The sequence below is a fragment of the Burkholderia sp. MSMB1459WGS genome (assembly GCF_001534535.1).
In the GTDB taxonomy this organism is placed as follows: Bacteria; Pseudomonadota; Gammaproteobacteria; order Burkholderiales; family Burkholderiaceae; genus Burkholderia.
Genome location: NZ_LPMU01000037.1, coordinates 251,217 through 277,189 on the forward strand (window position 1 = coordinate 251,217; position 25,973 = coordinate 277,189).

25 protein-coding genes are annotated in these 25,973 nt (G+C 68.5%); 11 read left to right on the forward strand and 14 right to left on the reverse strand.

Features of this window, described 5'->3' with window-relative positions:
* The 4 genes from WT97_RS15470 to WT97_RS15485 all read left to right on the forward strand — a co-directional run bounded on the left by WT97_RS15470 (position 1) and on the right by WT97_RS15485 (position 3,300).
* A complete protein-coding gene (locus tag WT97_RS15470; RefSeq protein ID WP_060032863.1) occupies positions 1–1,005 on the forward strand; it encodes a LysR family transcriptional regulator in 1,005 nt (334 codons plus the stop codon).
* Positions 1,006–1,210: 205 nt separating this feature from the next.
* Positions 1,211–1,966: an SDR family oxidoreductase gene (locus WT97_RS15475; protein WP_060353730.1), complete on the forward strand. Its 756-nt coding sequence runs from the start codon at positions 1,211–1,213 to the stop codon at positions 1,964–1,966.
* Between the two features lie 25 nt (positions 1,967–1,991).
* Positions 1,992–2,507 (forward strand): Ohr family peroxiredoxin, encoded by a 516-nt coding sequence (locus WT97_RS15480; RefSeq protein ID WP_060032857.1) that lies wholly within the window; start codon positions 1,992–1,994, stop codon positions 2,505–2,507.
* Between the two features lie 40 nt (positions 2,508–2,547).
* A complete protein-coding gene (locus WT97_RS15485; RefSeq protein ID WP_060032854.1) occupies positions 2,548–3,300 on the forward strand; it encodes an SDR family NAD(P)-dependent oxidoreductase in 753 nt (250 codons plus the stop codon).
* A 56-nt stretch (positions 3,301–3,356) separates the two neighbouring features.
* Here WT97_RS15485 and WT97_RS15490 read toward each other — a convergent pair whose 3' ends face one another.
* From WT97_RS15490 to WT97_RS15500, 3 genes are all read right to left on the reverse strand, one after another.
* Positions 3,357–3,785: a PRC-barrel domain-containing protein gene (locus WT97_RS15490; RefSeq protein ID WP_059499544.1), complete on the reverse strand. Its 429-nt coding sequence runs from the start codon at positions 3,783–3,785 to the stop codon at positions 3,357–3,359.
* Positions 3,786–4,207: 422 nt separating this feature from the next.
* Positions 4,208–5,338, reverse strand: a complete 1,131-nt coding sequence (locus WT97_RS15495; protein WP_059792733.1) for a 3-deoxy-7-phosphoheptulonate synthase — start codon at positions 5,336–5,338, stop codon at positions 4,208–4,210.
* 252 nt (positions 5,339–5,590) lie between these two features.
* The gene (locus tag WT97_RS15500; RefSeq protein ID WP_060353731.1) at positions 5,591–6,298 is read right to left on the reverse strand and encodes a YceH family protein; all 708 of its coding nucleotides are present in this window, start codon (positions 6,296–6,298) and stop codon (positions 5,591–5,593) included.
* 407 nt (positions 6,299–6,705) lie between these two features.
* Between WT97_RS15500 and WT97_RS15505 the strand changes: the two genes are divergently transcribed.
* On the forward strand, positions 6,706–7,467 hold the full coding sequence (locus tag WT97_RS15505; RefSeq protein WP_060032847.1) for an SDR family oxidoreductase: 762 nt from the start codon (positions 6,706–6,708) through the stop codon (positions 7,465–7,467).
* Positions 7,468–7,483: 16 nt separating this feature from the next.
* Here WT97_RS15505 and WT97_RS15510 read toward each other — a convergent pair whose 3' ends face one another.
* From WT97_RS15510 to WT97_RS15520, 3 genes are read right to left on the reverse strand one after another with little or no spacing between them, the layout of a single operon-like run.
* Entirely contained in the window at positions 7,484–8,188 is a 705-nt protein-coding gene (locus WT97_RS15510) for an MOSC domain-containing protein (RefSeq protein WP_060032845.1), read from the reverse strand.
* Positions 8,185–9,081: a dihydrodipicolinate synthase family protein gene (locus WT97_RS15515; RefSeq protein WP_060032841.1), complete on the reverse strand. Its 897-nt coding sequence runs from the start codon at positions 9,079–9,081 to the stop codon at positions 8,185–8,187. The genes WT97_RS15510 and WT97_RS15515 overlap by 4 nt, the downstream gene beginning before the upstream one ends.
* Positions 9,082–9,131: 50 nt before the next feature.
* Entirely contained in the window at positions 9,132–9,914 is a 783-nt protein-coding gene (locus WT97_RS15520) for an aldolase (protein ID WP_059499550.1), read from the reverse strand.
* A gap of 132 nt (positions 9,915–10,046) precedes the next feature.
* On the opposite strand from WT97_RS15520, the gene WT97_RS15525 reads away from it, so the two are divergent.
* Together WT97_RS15525 and hutC are read left to right on the forward strand one after the other, a co-directional pair.
* Entirely contained in the window at positions 10,047–10,589 is a 543-nt protein-coding gene (locus WT97_RS15525; protein WP_059499551.1) for a helix-turn-helix domain-containing protein, read from the forward strand.
* 31 nt (positions 10,590–10,620) lie between these two features.
* Positions 10,621–11,358 carry a histidine utilization repressor gene (gene hutC / locus WT97_RS15530; RefSeq protein WP_060353732.1) on the forward strand — a complete coding sequence of 246 codons (738 nt, stop codon included), beginning with the start codon at positions 10,621–10,623 and terminating at the stop codon, positions 11,356–11,358.
* 78 nt (positions 11,359–11,436) lie between these two features.
* Here the strand turns inward: hutC and WT97_RS15535 are convergent, their stop codons facing one another.
* Positions 11,437–12,285, reverse strand: a complete 849-nt coding sequence (locus WT97_RS15535) for a phytanoyl-CoA dioxygenase family protein (protein ID WP_060353733.1) — start codon at positions 12,283–12,285, stop codon at positions 11,437–11,439.
* Between the two features lie 32 nt (positions 12,286–12,317).
* Positions 12,318–13,121 carry an ABC transporter substrate-binding protein gene (locus WT97_RS15540; protein WP_060353734.1) on the reverse strand — a complete coding sequence of 268 codons (804 nt, stop codon included), beginning with the start codon at positions 13,119–13,121 and terminating at the stop codon, positions 12,318–12,320.
* 565 nt (positions 13,122–13,686) lie between these two features.
* Between WT97_RS15540 and WT97_RS15545 the strand changes: the two genes are divergently transcribed.
* On the forward strand, positions 13,687–14,550 hold the full coding sequence (locus WT97_RS15545) for a LysR family transcriptional regulator (RefSeq protein WP_034205875.1): 864 nt from the start codon (positions 13,687–13,689) through the stop codon (positions 14,548–14,550).
* A gap of 35 nt (positions 14,551–14,585) precedes the next feature.
* Here WT97_RS15545 and WT97_RS15550 read toward each other — a convergent pair whose 3' ends face one another.
* The 3 genes from WT97_RS15550 to WT97_RS15560 all read right to left on the reverse strand — a co-directional run bounded on the left by WT97_RS15550 (position 14,586) and on the right by WT97_RS15560 (position 17,614).
* A complete protein-coding gene (locus WT97_RS15550) occupies positions 14,586–15,059 on the reverse strand; it encodes a nuclear transport factor 2 family protein (RefSeq protein ID WP_060353735.1) in 474 nt (157 codons plus the stop codon).
* 98 nt (positions 15,060–15,157) lie between these two features.
* The gene (locus tag WT97_RS15555; protein ID WP_059499556.1) at positions 15,158–16,342 is read right to left on the reverse strand and encodes an amidohydrolase family protein; all 1,185 of its coding nucleotides are present in this window, start codon (positions 16,340–16,342) and stop codon (positions 15,158–15,160) included.
* 72 nt (positions 16,343–16,414) lie between these two features.
* On the reverse strand, positions 16,415–17,614 hold the full coding sequence (locus WT97_RS15560; protein ID WP_060032829.1) for an amidohydrolase family protein: 1,200 nt from the start codon (positions 17,612–17,614) through the stop codon (positions 16,415–16,417).
* 546 nt (positions 17,615–18,160) lie between these two features.
* Between WT97_RS15560 and WT97_RS15565 the strand changes: the two genes are divergently transcribed.
* Positions 18,161–18,808 (forward strand): glycine zipper 2TM domain-containing protein, encoded by a 648-nt coding sequence (locus tag WT97_RS15565; RefSeq protein ID WP_059792713.1) that lies wholly within the window; start codon positions 18,161–18,163, stop codon positions 18,806–18,808.
* A gap of 265 nt (positions 18,809–19,073) precedes the next feature.
* Positions 19,074–19,583, forward strand: coding sequence for a GNAT family N-acetyltransferase (locus WT97_RS15570; RefSeq protein WP_059499559.1), 510 nt, complete (start codon positions 19,074–19,076; stop codon positions 19,581–19,583).
* 63 nt (positions 19,584–19,646) lie between these two features.
* Here the strand turns inward: WT97_RS15570 and WT97_RS15575 are convergent, their stop codons facing one another.
* The gene (locus tag WT97_RS15575; RefSeq protein WP_060353736.1) at positions 19,647–21,644 is read right to left on the reverse strand and encodes a glycoside hydrolase family 28 protein; all 1,998 of its coding nucleotides are present in this window, start codon (positions 21,642–21,644) and stop codon (positions 19,647–19,649) included.
* Between the two features lie 362 nt (positions 21,645–22,006).
* On the opposite strand from WT97_RS15575, the gene WT97_RS15580 reads away from it, so the two are divergent.
* Positions 22,007–23,365 (forward strand): aspartate aminotransferase family protein, encoded by a 1,359-nt coding sequence (locus tag WT97_RS15580; protein WP_060353737.1) that lies wholly within the window; start codon positions 22,007–22,009, stop codon positions 23,363–23,365.
* 55 nt (positions 23,366–23,420) lie between these two features.
* On the opposite strand, the gene WT97_RS15585 is transcribed toward WT97_RS15580, so the two are convergent.
* Positions 23,421–24,605 carry a M20 aminoacylase family protein gene (locus WT97_RS15585; protein WP_060353774.1) on the reverse strand — a complete coding sequence of 395 codons (1,185 nt, stop codon included), beginning with the start codon at positions 24,603–24,605 and terminating at the stop codon, positions 23,421–23,423.
* A gap of 29 nt (positions 24,606–24,634) precedes the next feature.
* Complete coding sequence (locus tag WT97_RS15590) at positions 24,635–25,867, reverse strand: diaminopropionate ammonia-lyase (protein ID WP_060353738.1); 1,233 nt, start codon at positions 25,865–25,867, stop codon at positions 24,635–24,637.
* Between the last annotated feature and the right edge of the window lie 106 nt (positions 25,868–25,973).

The following is a 25,973-nucleotide window of genomic DNA, read 5'->3' on the forward strand; positions in this document are numbered from 1 at the left end:
ATGCCCGACACCTCCATTCGCCGCCCCGATGCCGACGATCCGTTCGCGCGCAGTTTCTCGACCTGCTATGCCGGCGTGGTCACCTTTCTGGCCGTCGTCACCGAAGGCAGCTTCGCGCGCGCCGCCGATCGCCTCGGCGTCGGCCGCTCGTCCGTCAGCCGCCACGTGCAACGGCTCGAGGACCGGCTCGACGCACGCCTGTTCCAGCGCACGACCCGCAGCGTGTCGCTGACGCGCGAAGGCGAGCTCTTCTACGAAAACTGCCGGCCCGGCATCGAGCATCTGGCGCAGGCGCTCGAGGACATGCGCGAGCTGCGCAGCGGGCCGCCGAGCGGGCACCTGCGCATCGGCTCGACGCCGGGTTTCGGCCGCAAAGTCGTCGCGCCGCTGCTGCGCGATTTCCATGCGCGGTATCCGGACATCACGCTCGACCTGCTGTTGAACGACCGGCCGGCCGATTTCTCGGCCGACCGCATCGACGTCGCGTTTCGCGACGGCCGCATGGAGGACAGCGCGATCGTCGCGCGCCGGCTGATTCCGATGCAGATGATCGTCTGTGCGTCGCCGTCGTATGCGCACCGGCACGGCTTGCCGCGCCACGTCGACGACCTCGCTCGGCATCGCTGCATCAACCTGTGCACCGCGTCGGGCCGCGTGACGGAATGGGAATTCAGGATCGACGGACTGACGCAACAGCGCCAGATCGCCGCGCATCACACGTTCAACGACATCGATCTCGTCGTGCGCGCGGCGCTCGACGGGCTCGGCATCGCGCAACTGCCTGCGTACCAGGTGTGCGACCTGCTCGCCGACGGCCGGCTGGTGAGCTGTCTCGGCCAGCATGCGCCGGACGACGGCGGCCACTACCTCTGCTACCTGAGCCGCAAGCACCTGCCCACGCGCATCCGCGTATTCATCGACTACATGATCGAACAGACGCGTGCGCGCGACCTGCAGTGCCCGACCACGATGACGACGATGGTGCCGCTGGAGACGGTCGATTGATGCATTCGCAGCAACACGGTGAGGGCTTGCAGGCCTCTACCGGATCACGCGGCGCATGCCTACGATGCGGGCTGTTCGACACGCACGCGAGTACGGCGCTGCGCCGTTCGGCAAGACACCGGCCCGATCGCGCGAGCGCGACGGACGCCGGTTTCGGCAGGTTCAAGCGGCGCGCATGTCGCGCGCCCGTTCAAGGAGAGCAATCGTGAAAATCGTCGTGATTGGCGGTACCGGCCTCATCGGCAGCAAGGTCGTCAGGAACCTCATCGCACGTGGCCACGACGCGGTGGCGGCCGCGCCGTCGACCGGCGTCGATACGATCACGGGTACGGGGCTGGACGACGCGCTCGCCGGCGCGGAAGTCGTCGTCGATCTCGCGAATTCGCCGTCGTTCGAGGAAGCGGCCGTGAAGGCCTTCTTCGAGGCGTCGGGGCGCAACCTGTTCGCCGCGGAGCGCGCGGCCGGCGTACGCCATCACGTCGCGCTGTCGGTGGTCGGCACCGACCGGCTGCAGCAGAGCGCGTATTTCCGCGGCAAGATCATTCAGGAAAACCTGATCCGCGACGCAGGCGTGCCGTACACGATCGTGCGCTCGACGCAGTTCTTCGAATTCGTCGGGGCGATCGCGCAGGCTGGCACGCAAGGCGACACGGTTCGGTTGACCACCGCGCACTTCCAGCCGATCGCATCGGACGACGTCGCGGCCGCCGTGACCGACTTCGCGCTCGACGCGCCGCGCAACGGCATCGCCGAGATCGGCGGCCCCGAGCGCGTGCGGATCGCGGATCTGGTCGAGCGTTTCCTGGCGGCCACGCACGATGCGCGGACGGTGACGCGCGATGCGGAGGCCGACTACTTCGGCGCGCTGCTGCAGGACGACACCCTCGTGCCGGCGCCCGGTGCACGCCTCGGCGCGACGACCTTCGACGCATGGTTCCGGCAGAACGCGTTCGTGCGCTGAACGCCGCAGCCGGATCACGCACGCCATGACGCCGCTGCGCCCGCCGCCGCTGTCGCTGCTCGACCGGTATCGCGGACGGGAACCGCAGACGCTGTACTCGACGACGGTGACCGTCACGGGCGGGGCGGCCGAGCACGGCCGCGCATCGGGCGTCGCCCGTTCCGACGACGGACGCCTGGACATCGAGCTGCGCCTGCCGTCCGCGCTGGGCGGGCCCGGCGACGGCCCGAACCCGGAGCAGTTGTTCGCCGCCAGCTATGCGGCGTGCTTTCACGGCGCGCTGAGCCTGCTGGCTGCACGGGCGGGCGTGTCGATCGCCGGCGCATCGGTATCCGCATCGATCGACTTCTGTCGCGATCCGATGGACGGGCTGTTCATGCTGAACGCGACCATTCGCGTGCAGTTGCCGGGCGTCGAACGCGCGGTGGCAGAAGAACTCGTCCGCAATACGGAGCGTTTCTGTCCGTACACGAAGATGGCGCACGAGGGAATCAGCCACGTCGTGGCGCTCGCGCCAGCGGACGATGCGCCCGAACGCTAAACGGCACGCACATTCAACCCATCGTCTTCACGGGAAAGTCATGCAGTCATTCGACAACAAGGTGGTCCTCATTACCGGCGGCGGTGCCGGCATCGGGCTGGCAGCGGCCGTCGCGTTCGCACGCGAAGGCGCGCGCGTCGTCATCACGGGCCGCCGCGAAGATGCGCTGTCCGCAGCCGCGCGCAGCGCGCCAGGCATCGACTACGTGGTCGCGGATGCCGGTGATCCGGCCGACGCCGCGCGCACGATCGACGAAGCGGTCGCACTGGCGGGGCGGCTCGATGTGCTGGTCAACAATGCGGGCGCGGGTGCAATCCTGCCGCTCGAGCAGGCTACCTTCGAAACGATCAGCGCGATTTTTTCGGTCAATACGCTCGGACCGTCGATGCTCGCGACCGCCGCGTTGCCGCACCTGAAAGCAGCCCGCGGCAGCATCGTCAACGTGTCGAGCACGTTCGGACACAAGGCCGCGGCGCTGTTGTCGCACTATGCAGCGAGCAAGGCCGCGCTCGAGCATCTGACGCGCTGCTGGGCGCTCGAGCTCGCATCGGCGGGTGTACGCGTGAACGCCGTCGCGGCAGGCCCGACGGAAACGGACTTCCTGTCGGAACGGATGAAGCTGTCGGCACCCGAGATCGAAGCGATCAAGGCGCAGGAGCGCACGCGCATTCCGCTTGGCCGGCGCGGCGAGCCCGCGGACGTCGCAAACTGGATCGTGTCGCTTGCGTCGCCACAGGCGGCATGGATGACGGGGCAGGTGATCACGGTCGACGGCGGACTCGACGCAACCTGACCGTCGCGAGGACGCGCGGCACGCGACGTACGACGCGTGCCGCGCGAGATGGCCAATCAGTGCTTTTCGTCGAGCTTCTTCGGCTTCGGCGGCGACGGCACCTTCGCGTACTGGAACGCCGGCGTGGCCTTCAGCGCATCCTTGGTCGCACCGGGCAGATAGATGTTGCCGTTGCGCACGTCGAGCGACGCGATCGGCACCGCGACGTCGTGCGCGGCCACGCCGAGGAAGCCGCCGGCCGACACGATCGCGGCCGACACCGAGCCGTCCGGCGCGACGATCAGGTCGCGGACCTTGCCGACCTTCTGGTTCTCGTCGTTGTACACGGTCTTGCCGAGCACGCTCTTCTTCACGCTCCAGCCTTCGAGCAGCGCCTGCGATTGCTCGACGGTCACGCTGATCGGCTGCGCGCCCGCGATCTGCGCGTGCGCGCCGACGCTCGAGGCGAGGACGGTTGCTGCGAGGAGGGTCTTGTAGAACTTCATATGCGTTGCACTCCGGTTCGGTTGTTGTGGATTCCGGGAACGAAGCGACACGGGTGCAACGGCTGACCGGTGAGCACCCTGCGGATGGCCGCCCCGCGGATGGCCGCCCCGCGCTTCGTCGGTCGCGTGGCGGCCGGCCTCGCCGCCACGGCGTGTGTGCGTGGCGGACCGGCATGGCCGGGCCGCAGCGTGCAACACGTCGTTCATGGTAGCGGCAATCGACGGATCGTGCGTTCGGAGTGCGATGCGGCAGGTGGGGCGACCCGGATCAGGATCAATGACCACGCAGAATGGATGGGCGCGCGGCGCGAAAAAATGACGCCGCGGCCCGTCGATCAGGACAACCTCGCAGATGGCCACCCGATCTTCGCGGCGCGCCGAACGACGCGGTGGCCGGCACGCCGCCGCGCCGCCCCGCTGCGTCACGCATTGCGCGAATACACCCTGCGATGCCGCACCGCCTCCGCCAGCACGTCGAGCACCGGTTCCGTCTGCGTCCAGCTCAGGCACGCATCGGTGATCGACACGCCGTACTGCAACGGCACGCCCGGCTTCAGATCCTGGCGGCCGGCCTCGAGATGGCTCTCCACCATCACGCCGACGATCCGGTGCTCGCCCTGCGACAGTTGCCGCGCGAGATCCTGCGCCACCTCGATCTGCCGCTCGTGCGACTTGTTCGAGTTCGCATGCGAGCAGTCGACCATCACCTGCTCGCGCAAGCCGGCCTTGCGCAGCACCGCGCAGCTCGCTTCGACGTGCGCCGCATCGTAGTTCGGCCCGTTCTTGCCGCCGCGCAGGATCACGTGCGCATCGTCGTTGCCGCGCGTCTCGAAGATCGCGGCCATCCCCATCTTCGTCATCCCCATGAACGCATGGCTCGCGGCTGCGGCGACGATCGCGTCCGACGCGACCTGCACGCCGCCGTCGGTGCCGTTCTTGAAGCCGATCGGGCAGCTCAGCCCCGACGCGAGCTGGCGATGGCTCTGGCTCTCGGTCGTGCGCGCGCCGATCGCGCCCCACGCGATCAGGTCGGCGATGTACTGCGGGCTCAGCAGATCGAGGAATTCGGTCGACGCAGGCAGGCCGAGCGCGTTGATGTCGAGCAGCAGTTGCCGCGCGGCGCGCAGCCCTTCGTTGATGCGGAAGCTGCCGTCGAGACGCGGATCGTTGATGTATCCCTTCCAGCCGACCGTCGTGCGCGGCTTCTCGAAGTAGACACGCATCGTGATCAGCAGGTCGTCCTTCAGCGCGTCGGCGGCAGCCTTCAGGCGGCGCGCGTAATCAAGCGCCTGGTCGTGATCGTGGATCGAGCACGGGCCGACGACGAGCAGCAGCCGGTCGTCGCGACCGTGCAGGATATCGCCGATCGCGCGGCGCGTATCCTCGACGAGCGTCTGCGTGGCGGCCGGCACCGGCAGTTCGTCGAGCAACAGCGCCGGGGAAATCAGCGGACGCACGGCACCGATGCGGACGTCGTCGATGCGCGTGGTGTCCTGCGTCGCGTCGGCGCTGCCTACCTCGCGATCGTGGGAAGGATTGTCGAGGTTCTGCATGGCGATTCTCCGGGGACGTCTATCTGGAATGATGGGCAGGCTCGATTATGGCACCCGGGAGAGGCGGCAGCCGACACGCCGGCCGAAGACGGGCCGCATGGCATCGTCCACGACCTGTCGGAGCAGTTCGCACGGAACAGGGGCGGCGCGTCAACGCGGACCTCGGCTCCGCGCCCGAGATGGCCGCCGACGGCATCAAGCTGAAGTAACGCGGCGGTGCGCGAGCCCCGCCATCACTGCATCGGAACGCGATCAGCCCGCGTCGCCCTGCGCGCTGACGTCGATGCCCAGTTCGCCAGCCATCCGCTGCACCAGCGCATTCAGCCGCGCCACTTCGTCCGCGAGGCGTTTCTGTTCGGCCTTCAGCGCTTCGAATTCGGAAGGCGGCACCGCATCCGCGCCGCCGGCATCCGCGCTCGCGAAATCGGCCACGTTCACCGCGCCGCACATCAGATGCATCCAGCGGTTCTCGCGTGCGCCCGGTGCACGCGGCAGCCGGACGACGAGGGGTTGCGCGCGCGCCGCGAGCTCGTCGAGGAACGCCTCGACCGACGAGATATCCGCGAAGCCGTGCAGGCGCGCGCTGTTCAGGCGCAACTCGGCGGCCGTCTGCGGGCCGCGCAGCAACAGGATCGTCAACAGCGCGATCGCCTGGCTCGGGATGCCGAGCACGCGGTTCATGTTGTGCTCGAAACGCGGCACGCGGCTGCTGCTGCCCTCCATCACGAGGCTCAAGTGCTTCAGCCCGTCGAGCGCGGTCGTGACTTCGTCCTCGCTGACGTTCATCACCGGCGAGCGCGCGGTTTTCTGGTTGCAGCCCGCGGTCAGCGCGTTCAGCGACAGCGGATAGGTATCCGGCACGGTGTGCTGTTTCTCGACGAGCACGCCGAGAATGCGGGCCTCGAGAGGCGTGAGTTCGCGAAGAGCGCGGGGCGTGGGCGTATCCGGCGTGGTGTTCATGAGTGGCGTCGCAGCGTGCAGCAGGTGAAGGGAAACAGTCGCTGCCCGTCCGGCATCGCGCACGGGCGAGCCATATGATAGCTCGCGACGCACGGCCCGGCGCCACTCGCCGCACCGGCGCGCGCACGTGCCGCAGCGGGCTTTCGTCGGACGTAGCGGCGCGCCCGATAGCGGGCGACGCAACGCGGCGATGCATGTGCACAGCACCGCAGATTCATCCTTCGCGCACGCCCGGGCGTTTGCGCGACGCGCATGCCGGCGCTACGATAGATGTTCATCCCGATATCGGCGGCGCCGCGCGCGATCGCCTTCACGCGTCGATACCACGCATTACCCGCGTTGAATGCGCTGCCGCCGTGCCGCGCGCCGCTCGCCAAACCCGTTCACTCCCTCACCGGTTCACCACCATGACTGCATCTTCTTCCGCACCCGTGCGCGCCATCGTCACCGGACACACGCGCGGCGTCGGCGCGGCGCTCGCCGAACAACTGCTGCAGGAAGGCATCGCCGTGCTCGGCGTGTCGCGCAACCGTCATCCGTCGCTCGCGTCGCAGGCCGGCGAGCGCTTCGCCGAGGTCGAACTCGACCTGTCGGACTCGAAGACCATCGCGACCTGGCTGGCCGGCGACACCCTGCGCCGCTTCGTCGACGGCGCGTCGCTCGTGCTGCTGTTCAACAACGCGGGTATCGTCGATCCGATCGGCCCGCTCGCCGCGCAGGACCCGGCGATCGTCGCCCGCGCGGTCGGCCTGAACGTCGCCGCGCCGCTGATGCTGTCGGCCGCGCTCGCACAGGCCGCGTCTGCCGCGACCGAATGCCGGATCGTGCACCTGTCGAGCGGTGCGGCCCGCAACGCGTATGCGGGCTGGAGCGTCTACTGCGCGACCAAGGCCGCGCTCGATCACCATGCGCGCGCCGTCGCGCTCGACGCGAACGGCGCGCTGCGCATCTGCAGCGTCGCGCCGGGCGTCGTCGACACGGGCATGCAGGCCACGATCCGCGCGACCGGCAAAGACAATTTCCCGATGCGCGACAAATTCGACGAGCTGAAGTCGAGCGGCGCGCTCGCCACGCCCGAGGCAACCGCCCGACAACTGATCGGCTATACGCTGAGCGACGCATTCGGCAACGAGCCGACGGCCGACGTGCGCAACCTGCCGACGAAGTAGCATCGGACGCGGCGCGTCATCCTTCGAGCCGCTTCGTCCAGTCTTCGACCTGCCGCTCCGTCCGGCGCTTTTCCAGCATGCTGCGCCAGCCGGGCGGCAGCAACGGCACATCGCACAGCGCATCGAGCGCGGCCATGTCGAGCGTGCGTCGATACAGCACGTCGAGCACCGTCGACAGCGGCCATTGCGGGTAGCGGCGCTCGTGCAGCGCGAGCACATCGCCCGCCGCCACCCAGCCCTCCTGCAACACGCGGTAGTACCAGCCCGTCCGGCCGCTTTGCTGCACGAGCGCCGCCATCCGCGGATGGTCGAAACGCACGTTGAGCTTCCAGCACGGCTGCCGCGACTGCGAGACCTGGAGTACCGCGCCGCCGAGCGTGAACACGTCGCCGAGACACACGTCGTGCTCGGTGATGCCGCGCGTCGACAGGTTCTCGCCGAACGCGCCCGGACGGGCGAGCACGTCGCGCGCGCCGATCTGCCCGGCCCACCACGCATAGTGATCGTGCGCATAGTGATGAACGGCCTTGTCGGGGCCGCCGTGATGCCGCGCATCGGCCTGCGCGTCGCCGGCGAAGCCGAGCGCGCCCAGCCACAGGCGCGCATCCACCGGCTGCTTGTCGATCGCGCTTGCGTGCGGCGTGCCGGCGAGCGGACGGCTCGCGCCGATCCGCACCGCGCCGATGGCGGCCGCGATCGCCGGCCGGGCGTCGTCGCTCATGCGGCCACACCGTCCGGCAGCGCCGCGAGCAGTCGTTCGAGTTCGCGCGTGCGTGCTTCGCCGAGCGGCAGCAGCGGCCGTCTCGGTTCGCCGGCGTCGAAGCCGCGCAGCCTCAACCCGGCCTTCACGGTCACCGGCAACCCGCCGTTGACGATGAACTGCAGCAACGGCAACTGCGCGTGAAAAACCGATCGGGCGCGCTCGAGATCGCCGGCGCGCATCGCGTCGAACAACGCGAGCGGCAACGCGGCATTCAGGTTCGGCGCGGCCGTGCACCATCCGGCCGCGCCCGCGGCCAGCGCGGCGAGCGCCATCGGATTGCTGCCGTTGTAGAACGGGATCGTCCCGTCGCTCAATTGCGCGAGCCGGTGCATCCGGCCGATGTCGCCGGTGCTCTCCTTGACCATCGTCACGTTGTCGACGGTGCGGCAGATCGTCGTGATCAGGTCCGGCGACATGTCGACGCCACTCGTCGCCGGGTTGTTGTACAGCATGATCGGGATGCCGATCGCTTCGCCGATCGCGCGGTAGTGCGCGACGATCTCGTCGTTGCCGAGCTTCCAGTACGACACCGGCAGCACCATCACCGCATCGGCGCCGGCCTGCTCGGCGAAGCGGGCGCGGCGCACCGCGCCAGCCGTGGTGAGATCGGAAATTCCGACGACAGTCGGCACGCGCCGGCGCACCGCGCGGATCGACGCGGCGGCGACGGCCTCCCATTCGGCGTCGGACAGGTAGGCGCTTTCGCCGGTACTACCCAGCGGCGCAATCGCGTGAACGCCGTCGGCGATCAGGCACTCGATCAGCGCATCGAGCGCGCTCAGGTCGACGCCGCCATCGGCGGAGAACGGCGTAACCGGGTAGGCAATGATGCCCTTCAGCAGAATTGACACGATTGGTATTCCTCAATGATTGTCTGACAGAATCGGAACGGTATGCCCGCTTACGCGACGCAGTCCCGATGCGTACGCAACGCGCGGCGCGCGTAGTAGTCGAACGTCACCGCATCGCGTTTCGGCTTCGAGATCCAGTCGTGCGCTTCGCGCGCGAGCGCCGGCGGCACCGGCTTGATCTCGCCGGCCGACATCGCGAGCAGTTGCAGCTTCGCGGCGCGCTCGATCAGCAGCGCGAGAATGCACGCCTCCTCGATCGTCTTGCCGACCACGAGCTGGCCGTGATGCGACAGCAGGATCGCGCGCTTGCTGCCGAGCGCCTTCGAGATGATCTCGCCTTCCTCGTTGCCGACCGGCACGCCCGGCCAGTCCTTCAGGAACGCGCAATCGTCGTACAGCGGGCAGGTGTCCATGTGCGACACCACGAGCGGCTGCTCGAGCATCGACAGCGCCGCGACATGCGCCGGATGCGTGTGGATGATGCAGTTCACGTCCGGGCGCTCGCGATAGATCCACGTATGGAACCGGTTGGCCGGGTTCGGAATGCCTTCGCCATCGACGACGTCGAGATCCTCGTTGACGCGCAGCAGGTTCGCGGCCGAGATCTCGTCGAAGCCGAGCCCGAGCCGCTGCGTGTAGTAGGTGCCGGCCGCATCCGCGCGGCAGGTGATCTGCCCGGCCAGGCCCGAGTCGTGGCCGGCGTCGAACAGGATCCGGCACGTCAGCGCGAGCTTTTGCCGCGCGGACCAGCCGCTGTCGCCCGCTTCGTTTTCAAGACGCCGCTCCGCCAGCGCGACCAGCGCTTCCTTCGTCAAATTCAGCGTTTCCGCCATGTTCGCCTCCTGAATGCACCGGGTCTGCCGCGCCGTCCGCGGCCGTTTCCCCGAGCGCATGACACACAATACACCGAATGACACTTTGTGTCATGTGTTACAATCGGTTTTTCGAAGGACACCTGCCGCCCCATGACGATTCGCCTGAAGCTGCTCAGAAAACAGAAAGGCTGGACGCTCGACGTGCTGGCCGACGAGACCGGCCTCACCAAGAGCTACCTGTCGAAGGTCGAGCGCGGCCTGAGCGTGCCGTCGATCGCGGTCGCGCTGAAGCTGTCGAAGGCGCTGAACGTCGACGTCGAGCAACTATTCTCGGAAAGCGGCAACCGCGAGCTGATCACGGTCACGCGCGCCGGCGAGCGCACCGCGATGGGCGGGGCGACCGACAGCCACGCGCACCGTTTCGAGAGCATCGCGGCCGGCGTCGCGCCGAAGAAGATGCTGCCGTTCGTCGTGCATCCGCCGCACGAATTCGTCGCGTCGACGTTCCGCGAGCACGAAGGCGAGGAATTCCTGTTCGTGCACAAGGGGCGGGTCGAAATCGAATTCCCGAACGAGACGGTGCAACTCAGGACCGGCGATTCAGTCTATTTCAACGCACTCATTCCCCACCGCACGCGCAGCCTCGGCACCGCGCAGGCGGAGATTCTGGTCATCGTCAGCCACGACGACTAGCCTCGTCACTTCTTCGCGCAAGGATCTTCCGATGGTCACCAGGGCCACCGCACCGTTCCAGCAGATCAAGACGCTCGTTCGCCAGAACGTCGAGTCCGGCGACTGGCGCCCCGGCGACCGCATTCCGTCCGAACTCGATCTCGCCGCGCAGTTCGGCGTCGCGCGCATGACGGTCAACCGCGCACTGCGCGAGCTGACCGAGGAAGGCGTGCTGAAGCGCATCGCGGGGGTTGGCACGTTCGTCGCCGAGGCGAAGCCGCAGTCGAACCTGCTGATGATCGCGCATATCCGCGACGAGATCCGTGCGCGCGGGCACGAATACCGTTGCCGCGTGCTCAGCCAGGCGCGCGAGCCCGCGTCGTTCGACGTCGCGGCCGCGTTCGGCCTGCCGGTCAATACGCCGGTCTTTCACGTGGTGTGCGTGCACGAGGAAAACGGCCGCCCGATCCAGCTCGAGGATCGCTACGTCAACCCGGCTGCCGCGCCCGGCTTCATCGATCAGGATTTCCGGATCGAGCCGCCATCCGAGTACCTGTACAACAACGTGTCGCACTACGAACTGGAAATCGAGCACGTCGTCGACGCGTCGCTGCCCACCGGCGAACAGGCGCGGCTGCTCGACATGCGCGCCGACGAGCCGTGCCTCACGCTCACGCGCCGCACGTGGACGGACGGGCTGCCCGTCACGTTCGTGCACTTTCTGCATCCGGGCAACCGCTACCGGCTCGGCTCGCGCTTCAAGCCGGGCGCGGGGCGCCACCCGACCTGATCCTTCGTCGCACGCCCCCGACACGCACGGCGGCCGTTTCATGATGAAACGGCCGCCGTGTTCATTCGTGACGTCGGATCAGATCGCGCCAACCTGCCCCGCCTCGCGCGACCACACGACCGGAAACAGCGGGTGATCGAGCGGCGCGCCGTCGGCCAGCTGTTCCGCGAGCCCGGGAAAATCGGGCGACGTTTTCCAGCGGCGCGGCGCGTGACGGACATCGTCGCCGACGAAGCGGATCGAGAACGCGCGCCGGCGGTTCCGCGTGCCGCCCGACGCATGCAGCGTCAGCATCCGGAAGCACACCATGTCGCCGGGTTCGAGCGCCCAGCGGCGGATCGGGAAGGCCGCACGGTCGGCTTCGATGTCGGGCAGATCGGCGAGGCTGCCTTCCGGGAACCACTTCGCCTCCTTGTCCATGAACGTGCGCGGCATCAGCCACGGCCCGCGATGCGAGCCGGCGACGAATTCCAGCGTCGATTCGAGCGGCACCGGATCGACCGGAATCCACATGCTGACGTTGTCGTCGCCTTCGATGTTGTAGTACGGCTGGTCCTGGTGCCACGGCGTGCGCTGCCGCGTGCCGGGCTCCTTCACGAGCAGATGGTCGTGATGCAGCCGCACGTTGTCCGTGCCCATCAGCGCGGCGGCGACCGACGGCGCCGGCGAGCGCACGATGAAGTCGCGATACGCGTCGTTGTGCTGCCAGTTGCAGAAATCCTCGAAGAACCAGCCCGGATCGTCGGGCCGGCTCGCGACTTTCGCGCGTTCGCTCGGCTGCGCGAGGTTCACGTCGATGCCGGCCCGCAACGCGGCCACTTCGTCGGGCGAAAAAATGCCCTTGATGCAAACCGCGCCTTCGTCGCGGAACGCGGCGATCAGTTCGGGCGTCACGGCTTGCGCGACGCGCTCCTGGATATTCGTCATGGTGTACCTGTCGATCGAATGGGTCACGGGGGTCACGGCGCCGAAGTCAGTTGCTGCTTCGCGCCGTAGATGTCGAAGTCGAAGTATTTCGCGGCGATCTTCTGGTACGTGCCGTTCGCGCGAATCGCGGCGATCGCGTCGTTCAGCCGCTTCTTCATGTCGGCGTCGCCCTTGCGTATGCCCATCGCGACGCCGTAGCCGGTGATCCGCACGTCGGTCACGTCCGGGCCCGCGAACGCGTAGCCCTTGCCGCGCGGCGTCTTCAGGAACGAGTAGCCGGCCTGCGTCTTGTCCTGGAAGGTCGCGTCGAGGCGGCCGTTGACGAGATCCTGATACACCTGGTCCTGATTCTGGTACGAGACGATCGTCACGCCCTTGGTCGCCCATTCGGCCTTCGCGTACGCCTCCTGCGTCGTGCCCTGGTCGATCCCGACGCGCTTGCCGGCGAGCGACGCGGCGGTCGGCAGCAGCTTCGAGCCGACCGGCGCGACGAGCGCGCCCGGCGACGCATACAGCTTGTTCGAGAAGTCGATCTGCTTGAGCCGCTCGTCGGTGGCCGTCATCGCGGACATGATCACGTCGAACTTGCGCGCGCGCAGCGCCGGGATCATCCCGTCGAAGCCCTGCTCGACCCACACGCACTTCGCATGCAGTTGCTCGCAGATCGCATTGCGCAAGTCGATGTCGAAGCCGGCGAGCGAGCCGTCGGGCTGCTTCGCCTCGAACGGCGGATACGTGGGATCGATACCCCAGCGGATCGTCGACGTGCCCTGCGCGAACGATGCGAGCGGCGCGAACGCCAGCGCGGTAACGAGGAACTTGGCGGTACGGTTCATGGCGTGTCCTTGAAAGTCTCGACGCGGCGGGCGGAGCCGGCGTCCGGTGAAGGCGCCGCGACGGCATGCCGGTACGAGGCGCGAAAGACGGGGACTTCGATGAAACTGCGATGCAGTCTAGACCGCTAGATTTCCGAGCGCAAGCGGAAGGAAGCGGAGACGGGATGGACCGAGGTCAAGCGGACGCGGAAAGACCGGGCGACGCTTTATTTATGGCTGATTTACGGGATTGGTGGGTGTTTACCCTGTGTGTCGCACGTCCCCCATAGCGGGCGCTTGTCCGAATATCCACCGCGCACCCGATGTCTGGACATGCGATCAGAGCGGAGCCTCAACGAGGAGACCTCAGCGGAATCGACGAGGCAGCCTATACCGCATCGAAAACGACCTCAGAGGCAGTCGTAACCAACTCACCCCCCCGCCCCCACCCGATCTGCGCCGCCCGTGGCGTCGCGAAGCCCCGCGCCGGGTCCGGCGAAACCGCGATTGCCTGCGATGTGCGGCCATGTTAAAAGTCGTCGCACGCATTTGAAAACGAAATGCTCGAATCCACAGAAGTACAAAAATGAATAGACCCCTGTTCGACATCGACCTGCTGCGCGCGCTGGTGATGGTCGCCGACTGCGGCAGTTTCACGACGGCTTCCGCGCGCCTGCATTCGACGCAGTCGACGGTCAGCCAGAAGGTGCGCCGGCTCGAGGAAATCGCCGGCCACCGCCTGCTCGACCGCGGCACGCGCGACGTGCGGCCGACCGACGCGGGCGTGACGGTGCTCAGCTATGCGCGGCGCATGCTCGCGCTGAACGACGAGATGCTGGAGGCGCTGTCGGGCGCGACGGTCGCGCTGACGATCCGGCTCGGCGTACCCGACGATTTCGCGGCGGGCCGCACGACCCATGCGCTCGCGGCGTTCAAGCGCGAGCATCCGCAGGTGAAGCTCGAAGTGACGTGCGGGCTGAGCCGCGACATCAGCGCCGCGTACGATCGCGGCGAACTCGATCTCGTATTGATCAAGCAGCGGCGCGACAGCCGCGAGGCGGTCGTGCGCTGGCCCGAGAAGCTGCGCTGGATCGACAGCGCGAAGCATCCGTCGATCGATCTCGATCCGGTGCCGATCGTCGTGTTCCCGCCGCGCGGGCTGTACCGCGACGACATGATCAAGGCGATCGAGGAGCGCGGCCGCCGCTGGCGGATCAGCTTCACGACGTCGAGCCTGAGCGGGATCCAGGCGGCCGTCGCGGACGGCCTCGGCATCAGCGTGCTGCCCGCGCGCGTGGTGACGGACGAGCATGTGGTGCTGACCGCGAAGCAGGGCTTCGCGCCGATCGAGCACATGGACATCGCGATCCTGCACCGGCCGACGGCCGACCCGATGGTCGGCGCGCTGACGAAGACGCTCGCGGCGATGCTGGAACTCGAAGGGCGGTAAGCGAAATGCGCCCGATTCGGCCGCACGGCCCCGCGTCAGAACATCGTGTTGCCGTTCGCCGCCTGCTCGGGCACCGGCTGGTTGACGTCCCAGTGTTCGACGATCTTGCCGTGCTCGAGCCGGAAGATGTCCATGATCGCGCTGCCGCGCGTGCCGGGTTCGCGCACCGCGTGCACGTGCAGGATCACGTAGTCGCCGTCGACGAACGCGCGTTTGATCTCGCTGTGCGACTGCGGATATTTGTCGCGCAGAAACGCGACGAACTGGCGAAAACCGTCGCGCCCGTCGGCCGCGTTCGGGTTGTGCTGCACGTAGCGATCGCCGACATACGCGAGCGCGGCGTCCGCATCCTTCTCGTTCAAGCCTTTCTCGTAGAACGCCAGCACCGTGCGGCGATTGGCCTCCTGCTGCGCGTCGCTCGCGCCGGCTGCCACGGCATGCGCGGCCGTCACCGCGAACATCGCCGCCGCGATCCATCGTGTCGCCCGTACTGCTGCCATGCGTCGCATCTCGATCTCCCGGTCGAATCGTTGAAGGCCCGATCATACCGAGGACACCGACCACGCACGCCCGGACGCGTTGACGCACCCGAGCGCGCCACCTGCTCTCAGACCAGCGCGCCGTTGCGCGCGACGATCTTCCCGGACGACACGACGAGACGCCGCACCGGCCGCGCGACGACGGCCTCGGCGAAGGTCAGCGCATCGACGAGCACGACGTCCGCGCGGCAGCCCGGCTGCAGCCCGTAATCCGCGAAGCCGCAGCCGCGCGCCGCGCCGTGCGTCACGCAGTCGAGCGCGACTTCGAGCGCATCGTCGCGGCGGAAATCGTTGCGCATGCCGATCAGCATCGCGCGCTCGAGCATGTCGGGCGAGCCGTACGGCGTCCACGTATCGCGCACGCCGTCGTTGCCGCCGATCACGGTCACGCCCGCCGCACGGCACGCGGCCACCGGCGGCACCGGCACCGAGGCCGGCGCGGTCGTGACGATCGCGACGCCGAGCTCGGCCATCCGCGCGAGCAGCGCATCGCGCTCGCGTTCGGCGATATCGCCCAGGCAGAAACCATGGCTGATCGTGACCTTTCCCTGCATGCCGTGAGCCGCCGTGCGCTGCAGGATCAGGTCGAGCGAGTACGCGCCCATCGACCCGCGCTCGTGCAGATGGATGTCGAGCCCGCGGCCGTGGCGCGCGGCGATCGCGAACAGCATGTCCACCGCCTCGACCGGATCGCCTTCGATCGCACACGGATCGAGCCCGCCGAGCAGGTCGGCGCCGGCGTCGAGCGCGTCGGACAACAGCGCATCGGTGCCCGGCCGCTTGAGGACACCCGATTGCGGAAACGCGACGATCTGGATCTCGACCTGCCCGCGCAGCGTCTCGCGCGTGGCCAGCACGCCGTTCAGGTGGCGCAGCCCGGCCTGGGTATCGACGTCGACGTGGGTACGGATGCGCGTCGTGCCGGCCGCGAGGAATGCGCGCGCCAGCGCGAGCGATGCGGCGCCCGCGTCATGGCCGCTCGTCGCGCGATAGTGGCGCTCGTTCTCGATGCGGTCGACGAGGCGCGGCCCGACCTGGTTGCGATACCACGGCATCCCCCAGTGGGTCTTGTCGAGGTGCGTATGGCCTTCGACGAGGCCGGGCAGCGCCAACGCGCCCGCGCCGTCCTCGATCGCGCAGCCGGCGGACGCATCGAGCGACGGGCCGACGCGCGCGATGCGATCGCCTTCGATCAGGATATCGAGCGCGGCGTCGGCGTTCGTGCGGACATTGCGGATCAGCAGGTTCGTCATGTCGGGTCGGGTCCGGTCGGGTCGGTCGGTGCAAGCCGGGCACGGCGCGCGCCGTGCCGCCGCTCGGGTGGGTCAGCGCGTAAAGCGCAACGACGGGGCGAACGGGGCGCCCGTATCGCTTTCGCCGCGGCGGAATACCCAGCGTTCGGCCGGCACGCCCGCGACGGCCGCCGCCGCATTCGGCGCGCGCACCGCGACGAAGCTCGCGTCGCAGCCGACCGCAATTCCGTAGTTGTCCTTGCCGATGGCGCGCGCGCCGGCGTGCGTCGCCATGTCGAGCGCGACGCCGAGCGCCTCGTCGGTGTAGAAGCCCGACCGGTAGCCGACCATCATCGCGCGCTGCAACATGTCGCCGTTGCCGTACGGCCACCACGCGTCGCGGATGTTGTCGTTGCCCGCGAACACGTGCACGCCCGCGTCGCGCAGCCGTTGCACCGGTGGGAACGCGCAGTCGCCCGGCGCATTCGTCAGGATCGATACGCCGGCTTCGGCCAACACCACAGCCGTACGCCGCACGTCGTCATCGCTCACCTGGCCGAGCGCATACGCATGGCTCACGTTCACGCGCCCGCCGAGCCCGGCCGCGCGCGTGCGCGCCGCGATCCGCAGCAGTTGCGCAATGCCGGTTTCCCCCGGCTCGTGCAGGTGGATGTCGATTTTCGCGCCGCGCTTCTCGGCGATGCCGAACACGATGTCGAGCTGACCATCCGCATCGCCGTCGAGCGTCGTCGGGTCGATCCCGCCGACCACGTCCGCGCCGTCGCGCACGGCGGCATCGAGTAGCTCGGCGGTGCCCGGGCACGCGATCACGCCGGCCTGCGGAAACGCGACCAGTTCGATGTCGACGATCCCGCGCCATCGTTCGCGCGCGGCCATCACCGCGTGCAGGTTCGACAGGCCCGTCGTCGCATCGACGTCGACGTGGCTGCGCATCGCGATCGTGCCGAACGCGGCGGCCTGCGCAATCAGCGCGTTCGCACGCTCGACGATCGGCGGCGCGGCCGCGAGCTGGCGCTTCTCGGCCGCAAGCCGCTCGCGCAGCGAGCCGGCCGGTTCGTGCGACACCCAGCGATCGCCGACGAAGCTCTTGTCGAGATGGATATGGCCGTCGACGAAACCGGGCAGCACGACGCGGCCGTCGAGGTCGATCGTCTGCGCGCCGGGCGCGGCTGCGCAATCGGCGCCGATCGCGGCGAAGCGGCCGTCGCGGACGACGAGGTTGACGGGTTGGCCGCCGGCGTCGACGGCGTTGATGAAGAATCGTTCGGTCATGGCCTGGAATATGGGGGGTCGCGGCGCGACGCCGGCGCGGACAGGGGAAGGAACCGCGGCCGGCGCGGCGCGACCTTTGGCAGGAATCCGGCCACGATATCGGACGCCGCTGCCCGAGGCCAATTAAATGTCGCGATGCCGCGCATTCGATTTCGCGATGTGCGGCGCGCAGGCGCGCCGGACCGGACGCGACGGCGGGCACGATCGACGTGGAAAGGGCCGACCCGGTCGGCGGCCGCGCATCGCCCGAATCGCCCGAATCGCCCGAATCGCCCGAATCGCCCGAATCGCCCGAATCATCCGAATCACCCGGATCACCCGGATCACCCGGATCATCCGCACGCGAGCGCCGGGAGGAAGCCGCGTCGCCGCGTTGCCGGGCGGGGCTTCGACGCCCCGCCCGATCGGCGATTTACGCGGCAACAGACTTTACACGTTGTTACCCGGCCGCACCGGACGCGCATTCGCCCATTCCTTATACTCACGCCGAGTTCGCCACCCGTGTCGGGAATCCATCGGCGGACACGTTGCCGATGCAGGAAACACATGATGCGCATGCCTTCCACGAAGACCGTTCTGTTCGCCTCGCTCGTCGCCGTGGCGGCGCTTCCGCTCACCGCGTGCGTCGCGCCGGGCTACTACGGCGCGCAGCCGGGCTATCCGCAACAGCAATACGCGACGCCCGGCTATGCGCAGCCCGCGTATTCGCAACCAGGCTACGTGCAGCAGCAGCCGGCGTATCCGAACCAGGCGCCGCAACCGTACGATCAATACGGCAACCCGTCGCAATACGGCTCGCAGCCGTATGACTCGTATGGCAATCGGCAACAGCAATACGCGAACCCGTACGGCACGCAATACGGCACCGTCGCGAACATCCAGCCGGTCAACGGCTCGGTCGGCCCGTCGGGTGTCGCCGGCACCGTCGTCGGTGCGCTCGTCGGCGGCCTGGTGGGCAACCAGTTCGGCCGCGGTCATGGCCGCGATGCGGCAACGGTGATCGGCGCGCTCGGCGGTGCGGTGGCGGGCAACCAGATCGGCCAGCAGATGGGCGCCGCGCAAGGCCCGAGCAGCTACCGGATCGACGTGCAGGTCAGCGACGGCTCGATGCGCTCGTTCGACGTGCAGTCGCCGGGCAACCTGCGTCCGGGCGACCGCGTGCAGATCAACGGCAATCAGCTGTCGCGCTATTGATGCCAGCGGCGTGCGCGTGAGCCGATCTCGCGCATGCCGAGCATTCGACGCCGGGTGCAGGTTCGGCGCAACGGCACACGCGCCCGGCGTCCCTCGTCGACGGCGGCACGACCCGCCGTCATCACCGTCTTCCCGGTTCACGTTCGTGCCCGCAGCGGGCATCGCCCCGCGACATCGGGATTCCCATTAGGATAAGGACGATGCATCCCGCGACCGCCGCAGCGGCGCGCGCGGGCAAGCACGCCCCTCAACCGGAACGCCCCCGATGACGATCACGATCCGCCTGCTCGACGCGGCCGACGCCGCCTGTTTCCGTGCCGTCCGCCTGCGTGCGGTCGACACCGCGCCCACATCCTTCCTGCCGACGCTCGACGAAGAATCGCAGGTGCCGGTCGACGAATTCGCGAAGCGCCTCACGCCGACGCAGGTACAGGCCGTGTTCGGCGCGTTCGACGGCGAGACACTCGTCGGCATCACCGGCGTGCGCCGCGATGCGCGCACGAAGATCGCGCACAAGGCGACGATCTGGGGTGTCTACGTCGACGCCGCATATCGCGGGCAACGCATCGCGCAGGCGCTGCTCGACAGCGCGACCGCGCATGCGGCGAACGCGTGGGGATGCAGCCAACTGATGCTGTGCGTAAACGAGGTCAACCACACCGCGGAGCGGCTGTATGCATCGCAGGGGTTCGTGCGGTTCGGCACGGAGCCGCGCTCGATGTGCGTCGACGGCCGCTTCTACGACGAGCACTACATGATCAAGACGCTGGCATGACACATCGGCGTTCGCGTGCAGGTGCCGACCGGTTGCACGCGAACGCGGCGACGTGACGTCATCTCACCGCGTGTCGGTGATCGTCGCGTTGACGATCTGCCCGGCGATCGTCACGTTCGTCAGCGTCATCGCGCTCACGTTGAACGCATAGATCGGCCCCGGCGACGTAACCGTCGGCGTGCCCGACGCCACCGGCGTGCCGAAGTCGCAATTGGCGATCGTCACGCCGGAGATCGGCTGCACCGCAGGCGTGGGCGGCGTGCCGTTGTAGTCGAACGCGACCGGCCCCTGCGCGACGATCGCCTGGAAGCACGACGCGCTCACGCCGTTCAGCGTCACGTTGTTCGCCTTCACGTCGGCGATCGTCACGTTCTGCACGACCGGCGCGCGCGTGCGTACCGCATCGTTCGCCGGCTGATAGTCGCAGTCGAACGTGACGATGCCGCCCTGCGCCGCGGACGGATTGCCGGCCGACGGCGTGACGACGCCGAGCGGGACGCTCGCGTTGACCGGGCTGCCCGCGAGCAGCGCACTGCCGTAGCCGCCGCCCTTCAGCGTCACGCCGTTCGGCAGCGTGACGCCCTTCACGTGGAAATCCTTCACGTAACCGCCGCGATTCATGTTGGTCTTCACGCGAATCGCGATGTTCAGCGGGTTGGTCTGCCAGTTCGCGTTCAGCATCGACAGGTTCGTCGCATAGATCTGCTCGACGCCGCCGCCCATCTCGCTGCCGAGCGTGATCCCGCCGTGCCCGCTGTTCATCGTGCAGTTGCGGATCAGGTGCCGCTTCGCGGGCCCGTATTCGGTGTCGCGGTCCTTGCCCGACTTGATCGCGATGCAGTCGTCGCCGGTGTTGAACGTGCAGTCCTCGCACAGCACGTCGGTGCACGCGTCCGGATCGAAGCCGTCGTTGTTCGGGCCGATGCTGTTGGTCGTCACGCCGCGGATCACGACGTTGCGGCTCGCGGTCGGATGGTGCTGCCAGAACGGCGTGTTCTGGGTCTGGTAGTTCGCCATCAGCACGTTCGTGCAGCCGATGAATTCGACCATGCATGGCCGCAGGTAATGACCGAGGCCGAAGATGCGTTTCTCCACCGGCACGCCGGCCTCGGACAGCGCGGGCAGGTAGTTCTGGTCCTGCTGCCACGGCGTGACGGGCGACGTCAGCAGCGCATAGAGCGCGTCGGGAATCGCGGGCGCGACGATCCGCAGGTCGACGTTGTTCGGGTTCGCGTAGTTCTGGGCCGGCACCGTCGCGCCTGCGCCGTACGCGCCCGACGAGCCCTTGTAGGTCCACCAGCACACGCTGTTCGCGCCGCTGCCGGAGAACGGCGTCATCGCCTGCCCGTTGAGCACCGACGTCGGGCCTTCTCCGGTCAGCGCGATGTTCGTCGCGTGGCGCGCGTAGACGGGCGCACCGAAGTTCAGGCAATCGTTCGCCTGCCAGCGGCTGTAGTACAGCCGGCCGTTCGCGCCGCAATCGACCGGTCCGTCCTTCGCGTAATCGGCCGGGTTCGGGCTGAAGTAGATCGTGCAGTTCGCGCTCAGATGGAACGTGACGTTGCTCTGCAGCACGATCGGCCCCGCGCAGTACCAGGTGCCGGACGGCACGACGACCCGGCCGCCACCTTCCCGCCGGCATGCGTCGATCGCCGCGAGAAACGCCGGGCGCGCATCGAATGCGCCGGGCGCGACCGTCAGCTCGGAGCCGGGGCTGACCGGCGATTTCGCTGCCGGGTACGGCGACGTCTGCGCGACCGTCGCGCACCGTCGCGCGCCGTACTGCGTCACGTCGAAGTCGCGCCCGCGCCGCGCGAGCCGCGACACGTGCGCGAGCGATGCGGCGATGCACTCCGCCGCGCCGTGCTCGCCCCACACGAGATCGACCGCCGACGCATCGGGCGTCGCGCCCTTCGCCAGCACCCGGCCGGCCGCGAACGGACCGCCGAGCATCGCGCCGCCGGCGAGCGCGCCGGTCCAGCCGATGAAAGCGCGGCGCGATACCCGTTTCGATGCGGGCGATCGGGCGGACGAAGACGGACGGCGGCGATGGGCGGCCATGGGCACTCCTTCGGGGTAGAGAGCATCGATGCGCCGGTCGGCGGATCGCGATTTATACGTCGTCGTACTACGTGATGGAGTCTAGACGCGATTGGGACGACGTATGTATTTGTCGTTTACCCTGTTATTTATGGGGTTATATATCGAATGTGTGCGCACACTCACATCGACAGATGAGGCTCCAGAGATATGTTGTCGTATGTTTATGCGCAAAAACTTCCACTCAATCCTCTCCGGCCACCACTCTCCAACGGTACGGTTCCTGCCCGCGCGCCGCCGACCCGCCTCGGTAATTCCGCCTCTGGTCAGCCCCGCGCCACCCGCGCTATCGTTTGTCCATTCCCACAGTCGAGGAGCCGCCTTTGCCTACCCGCCACGGAGTCGACCTCATCCGCGCCCGCGCGCTGTTCGATCGCGAGCGCCACGCGTTCGCCGAAGCCATGCCGGTTTCCCGCGCGCTGTCCGCGGAAGCGTCCGAGCACTTGCTGTTCGGCGTGCCGTTGCACTGGATGCAGGACTGGTCGACCCCGTTCTCGCTCTACGTGAAGGAGGCCCGCGGCGCGACCTTCACCGACGTCGACGGTCATCGCTACGTCGATTTCTGCCTCGGCGATACGGGCGCGATGTTCGGCCATGCGCCCGAACCCGTCGCCCGCGCGCTCGCCGAGCAGGCCACGCGCGGCTACACGACGATGCTGCCGAGCGAGGACGCCGCCTGGGTGTCGCGCGAACTCGCGCGCCGCTTCCATCTGCCGGTCTGGCAATTCGCTTTGAGCGCGAGCGACGCGAACCGCTTCGTGCTGCGCTGGGCGCGCGCGGCCACCGGCCGCAACACGATCGTCGTGTTCAACGGCTGCTATCACGGCACGGTCGACGACGTGTTCGTCGATCTCGTCGACGGCCGCCCGGTGCAGCGCGACAGCCTGCTCGGACAGTCGTACGACCTGCTCGCGCACACGCGCGTCGTCGAATTCAACGATCTCGACGCGCTCGAAGCGGCGCTGAAGGACGGCGATGTCGCATGCGTGCTCGCCGAGCCCGCGATGACGAACATCGGCATGGTGCTGCCCGACCCGGGCTTCTGGGAGGCCGCACGCGCCCTGACGCGCCGCCACGGCACGCTGCTGGTGATCGACGAGACGCACACGATCAGCAGCGGCCCCGGCGGCTACGCGGTCGCGCACGGTCTCGAACCGGACATGCTGGTGGTCGGCAAGCCGATCGCGGGCGGCGTGCCGTGCGCGGTGTACGGGTTCAGCGCCGAATTCGCGGAACGCGCGAAGCAGGCGAAGCTGAACGCGCCGCCCGGCCATTCGGGAATCGGCACGACGCTCACCGCGAACATGCTCGCGATGCATGCGATGCGCGCGACGCTCGCCGAAGTCGCGACCGACGCCGCCTATGCGCACATGTTCGCGCTCGCCGCGCGGCTCGCGACGGGCCTCGAACATGCGATCGCGAAACACGGGCTGCCGTGGTGCGTGACGCGCATCGGCGCGCGCACCGAGTTTCAGTTCGCGCCCGTGCCGCCGCGCAACGGCACGCTGGCCGGCGCGCAGCTCGACAGCGAACTCGAGCACATCGTGCACCTGTACCTGCTGAATCGCGGCGTGCTGATCACGCCGTTCCACAACATGATGCTCGTGTGCCCGCAAACGACCGACGACGACGTCGACCGGCTCGTCGCGCAGTTCGATGCGTGTCTGGGCGAACTGGTGTGACGCGCTGACGCAAGGCCCGGTACTCGCGCGAGCGCGTACCGGGCCCTCCCGCCCGCTACGCGGCCCGCAACGCGCGCCGCGCCACTTCCGCGAAATACCGCGCGCCGACCGGCAGAATGTCGTCGTTGAAATCGTACGTCGCGTTGTGCAGCGGCACGCCGCCCAGCCCGGCCGCTTCGCCGTTGCCGATGAACATGAAATTGCCCGGCACCGCCTGCAGGAACGCGCCGAAATCCTCCGAGATCATCATCGGCTGCACGTCGGCGTTCACCGCGTCGGCACCCGCGACCTGCGCGGCGGCCTGCACGGCCGTCTCGACCCATTCCGGTGAATTCACCGTCGGCGCGAACTCGTGCGTGTACTCGAACGTGCAGGTCGCGCCGTGCGTGCGGCAGATCCCTTCGCTGATCTCGCGCATCCGCGTGGCCAGCAACGTCTGCACGTCGCGCGAATAGCTGCGCGTGTCGCCCTTGATCGTCACGGTCGATGGCAGCACGTTGCGCAGCCCGTCGGTGATGAATTCCGTGCACGAAACCACCGCCTGCCGGCCCGGGTCGAGATTGCGCGACACGATCGTCTGCAGCGCGAGCACGATCTGCGCGCCGATCACGATCGGATCGATGCCCATGTGCGGCCGCGCCGCGTGCGTACCGCGCCCGTCGATCCGGATCACGAAATTGTCTTCGCTCGCCATGATGCCGCCCGCACGCGTCGAGAACGTGCCCGCGCGCATGCCCGGCATGTTGTGCGCGCCGAAGATCGCGTCGACCGGAAAGCGCTCGAACAGCCCGTCGGCCATCATCGCCTTCGCGCCGCGGCCGTGCTCTTCCGCCGGCTGGAAAATGAAGCGCACCGTGCCGTCGAAATCCTTGCGTTCGGCCAGCAGCTGCGCGGCGCCGAGCACCATCGACATGTGGCCGTCGTGCCCGCACGCATGCATCTTGCCCGGCGTGCGCGACGCGTGTTCGCGGCCTGGCGCGTGCTCGGCGATGTTCAGCGCGTCCATGTCCGCGCGAATGCCGATCGCGCGCGTGCCCGTGCCGGCCGTCAGATTCGCGACGAGCCCGGTGCCGCCGATGCCGCGATGCACGTCGAGCCCGAGCGTGGTCAGGATGCGCGCGACGTAGTCCGATGTGTTCACCTCTTCGAAACCCGTCTCCGGATACCGGTGCAGATGGCGGCGCCAGGTCTTCAGTTGCGCTTGCAGCGTGCTTGCTTCGATTGCGTCGGTTTCGTCCATCGCGTTCGCCTCGTCGGTCGTCATGTCGTTCAGGCTGCCACCGCCGCGCGGCTGAGCCACTCGCGCTGACGCGCGAGCACCGCGTCGGCCGTCTCGCCGACGAACTTCCGGTACACGGACGGCGCGGTCGCCCCTTCCGTGTTGATCGCCAGCACCCGCGCATGCGCATCGAGTCCGACCTGCCGCGCGAGCGCCGGGTCGCGCATCAGCACGTCCAGCCCGGCCACGCCGGCCGCGCCCGATTCGCCGGCGACGAGCGGCACGTCGCGTTCGCTGCCGGCCGCGAGGCTGCGCATCGCCTGCACCGCGTCTTCGTCGTCGATCAGCATGAAGTGATCGATGCACATCTCGAGGAAATCCCACGCGAGCGGCGACGCCTCGCCACACGCAAGCCCTGCCATCACCGAATCGACGCTGCCGGTGGCCTTCGTCGCGCGCCCGGCCAGCGCGCTCTGGTACAGACAATCGGCCTGGCGCGGCTCGACGACGACGAAGCGCGGCCGCTGCACGCCGTCGCGCTCCCACAGGTAGCTCGCGACGCCCGCGGCGAGGCCGCCCACGCCGCCCTGCAGGAACACGTGCGTGAACGGTCGCCCGTCGTCCGCGGCCGCCTGCGCGGCCGCTTCGGCGGCGATCACGCCGTAGCCCTGCATCACGTCGCGCGGAATCGCTTCGTAGCCGTCGTACGACGTATCCGACACGACGTACCAACCGTTCGCCTGCGCGAGCTGCGCCGCGCAGACGACCGATTCGTCGTAGTTCCCCGCGATGCGCACGATCCGCGCGCCGTACGCCGCGATCGCGCGTTCGCGCTCGGCGTCGACGTTCGCGTGCAGCACGATCACGCACCCGCAGCCGATCGCGCGCGCGGCGGCGGCCAGCGCACGGCCGTGATTGCCGTCGGTCGCGCTGATCACCGTCAGATCGGCCAGCGTCGACGCATAGCGGCCGGTGACGAGCCCCCGCGGATCGAATTCTTGCGTGCGCCGCAGCCGCTTCATGAGCCGCACCAGCGCGATCGGCGCGCCAAGCGCCTTGAAGCTGCCGAGCGACGAGCGGCACGACTCGTCCTTCACGCTGACGCTCGCGACGCCGAGCCGCGCGGCGAGATCGGGCAGCGCGCGCAGCGGCGTGCGCGTGTGGCCGACGAGCGGCCAGTGCGACAGCCACGCGCCGCTTTCGTCGGCCGACGCGATGTTCATCACGCGGCGCAGCGCGTTGGGATAGGGTGTGCGCGATGCGCGCGGGTTGGCGATCAGCATGGCAAAGGGCTCCGGAGCGGGACCGCTGACGGTCCGTCGGGTGAGTCGGATCAGGCAGACGCAGGCTGCGCTCGCCATCGGTTGGAAAAATAATATTGCGTACACT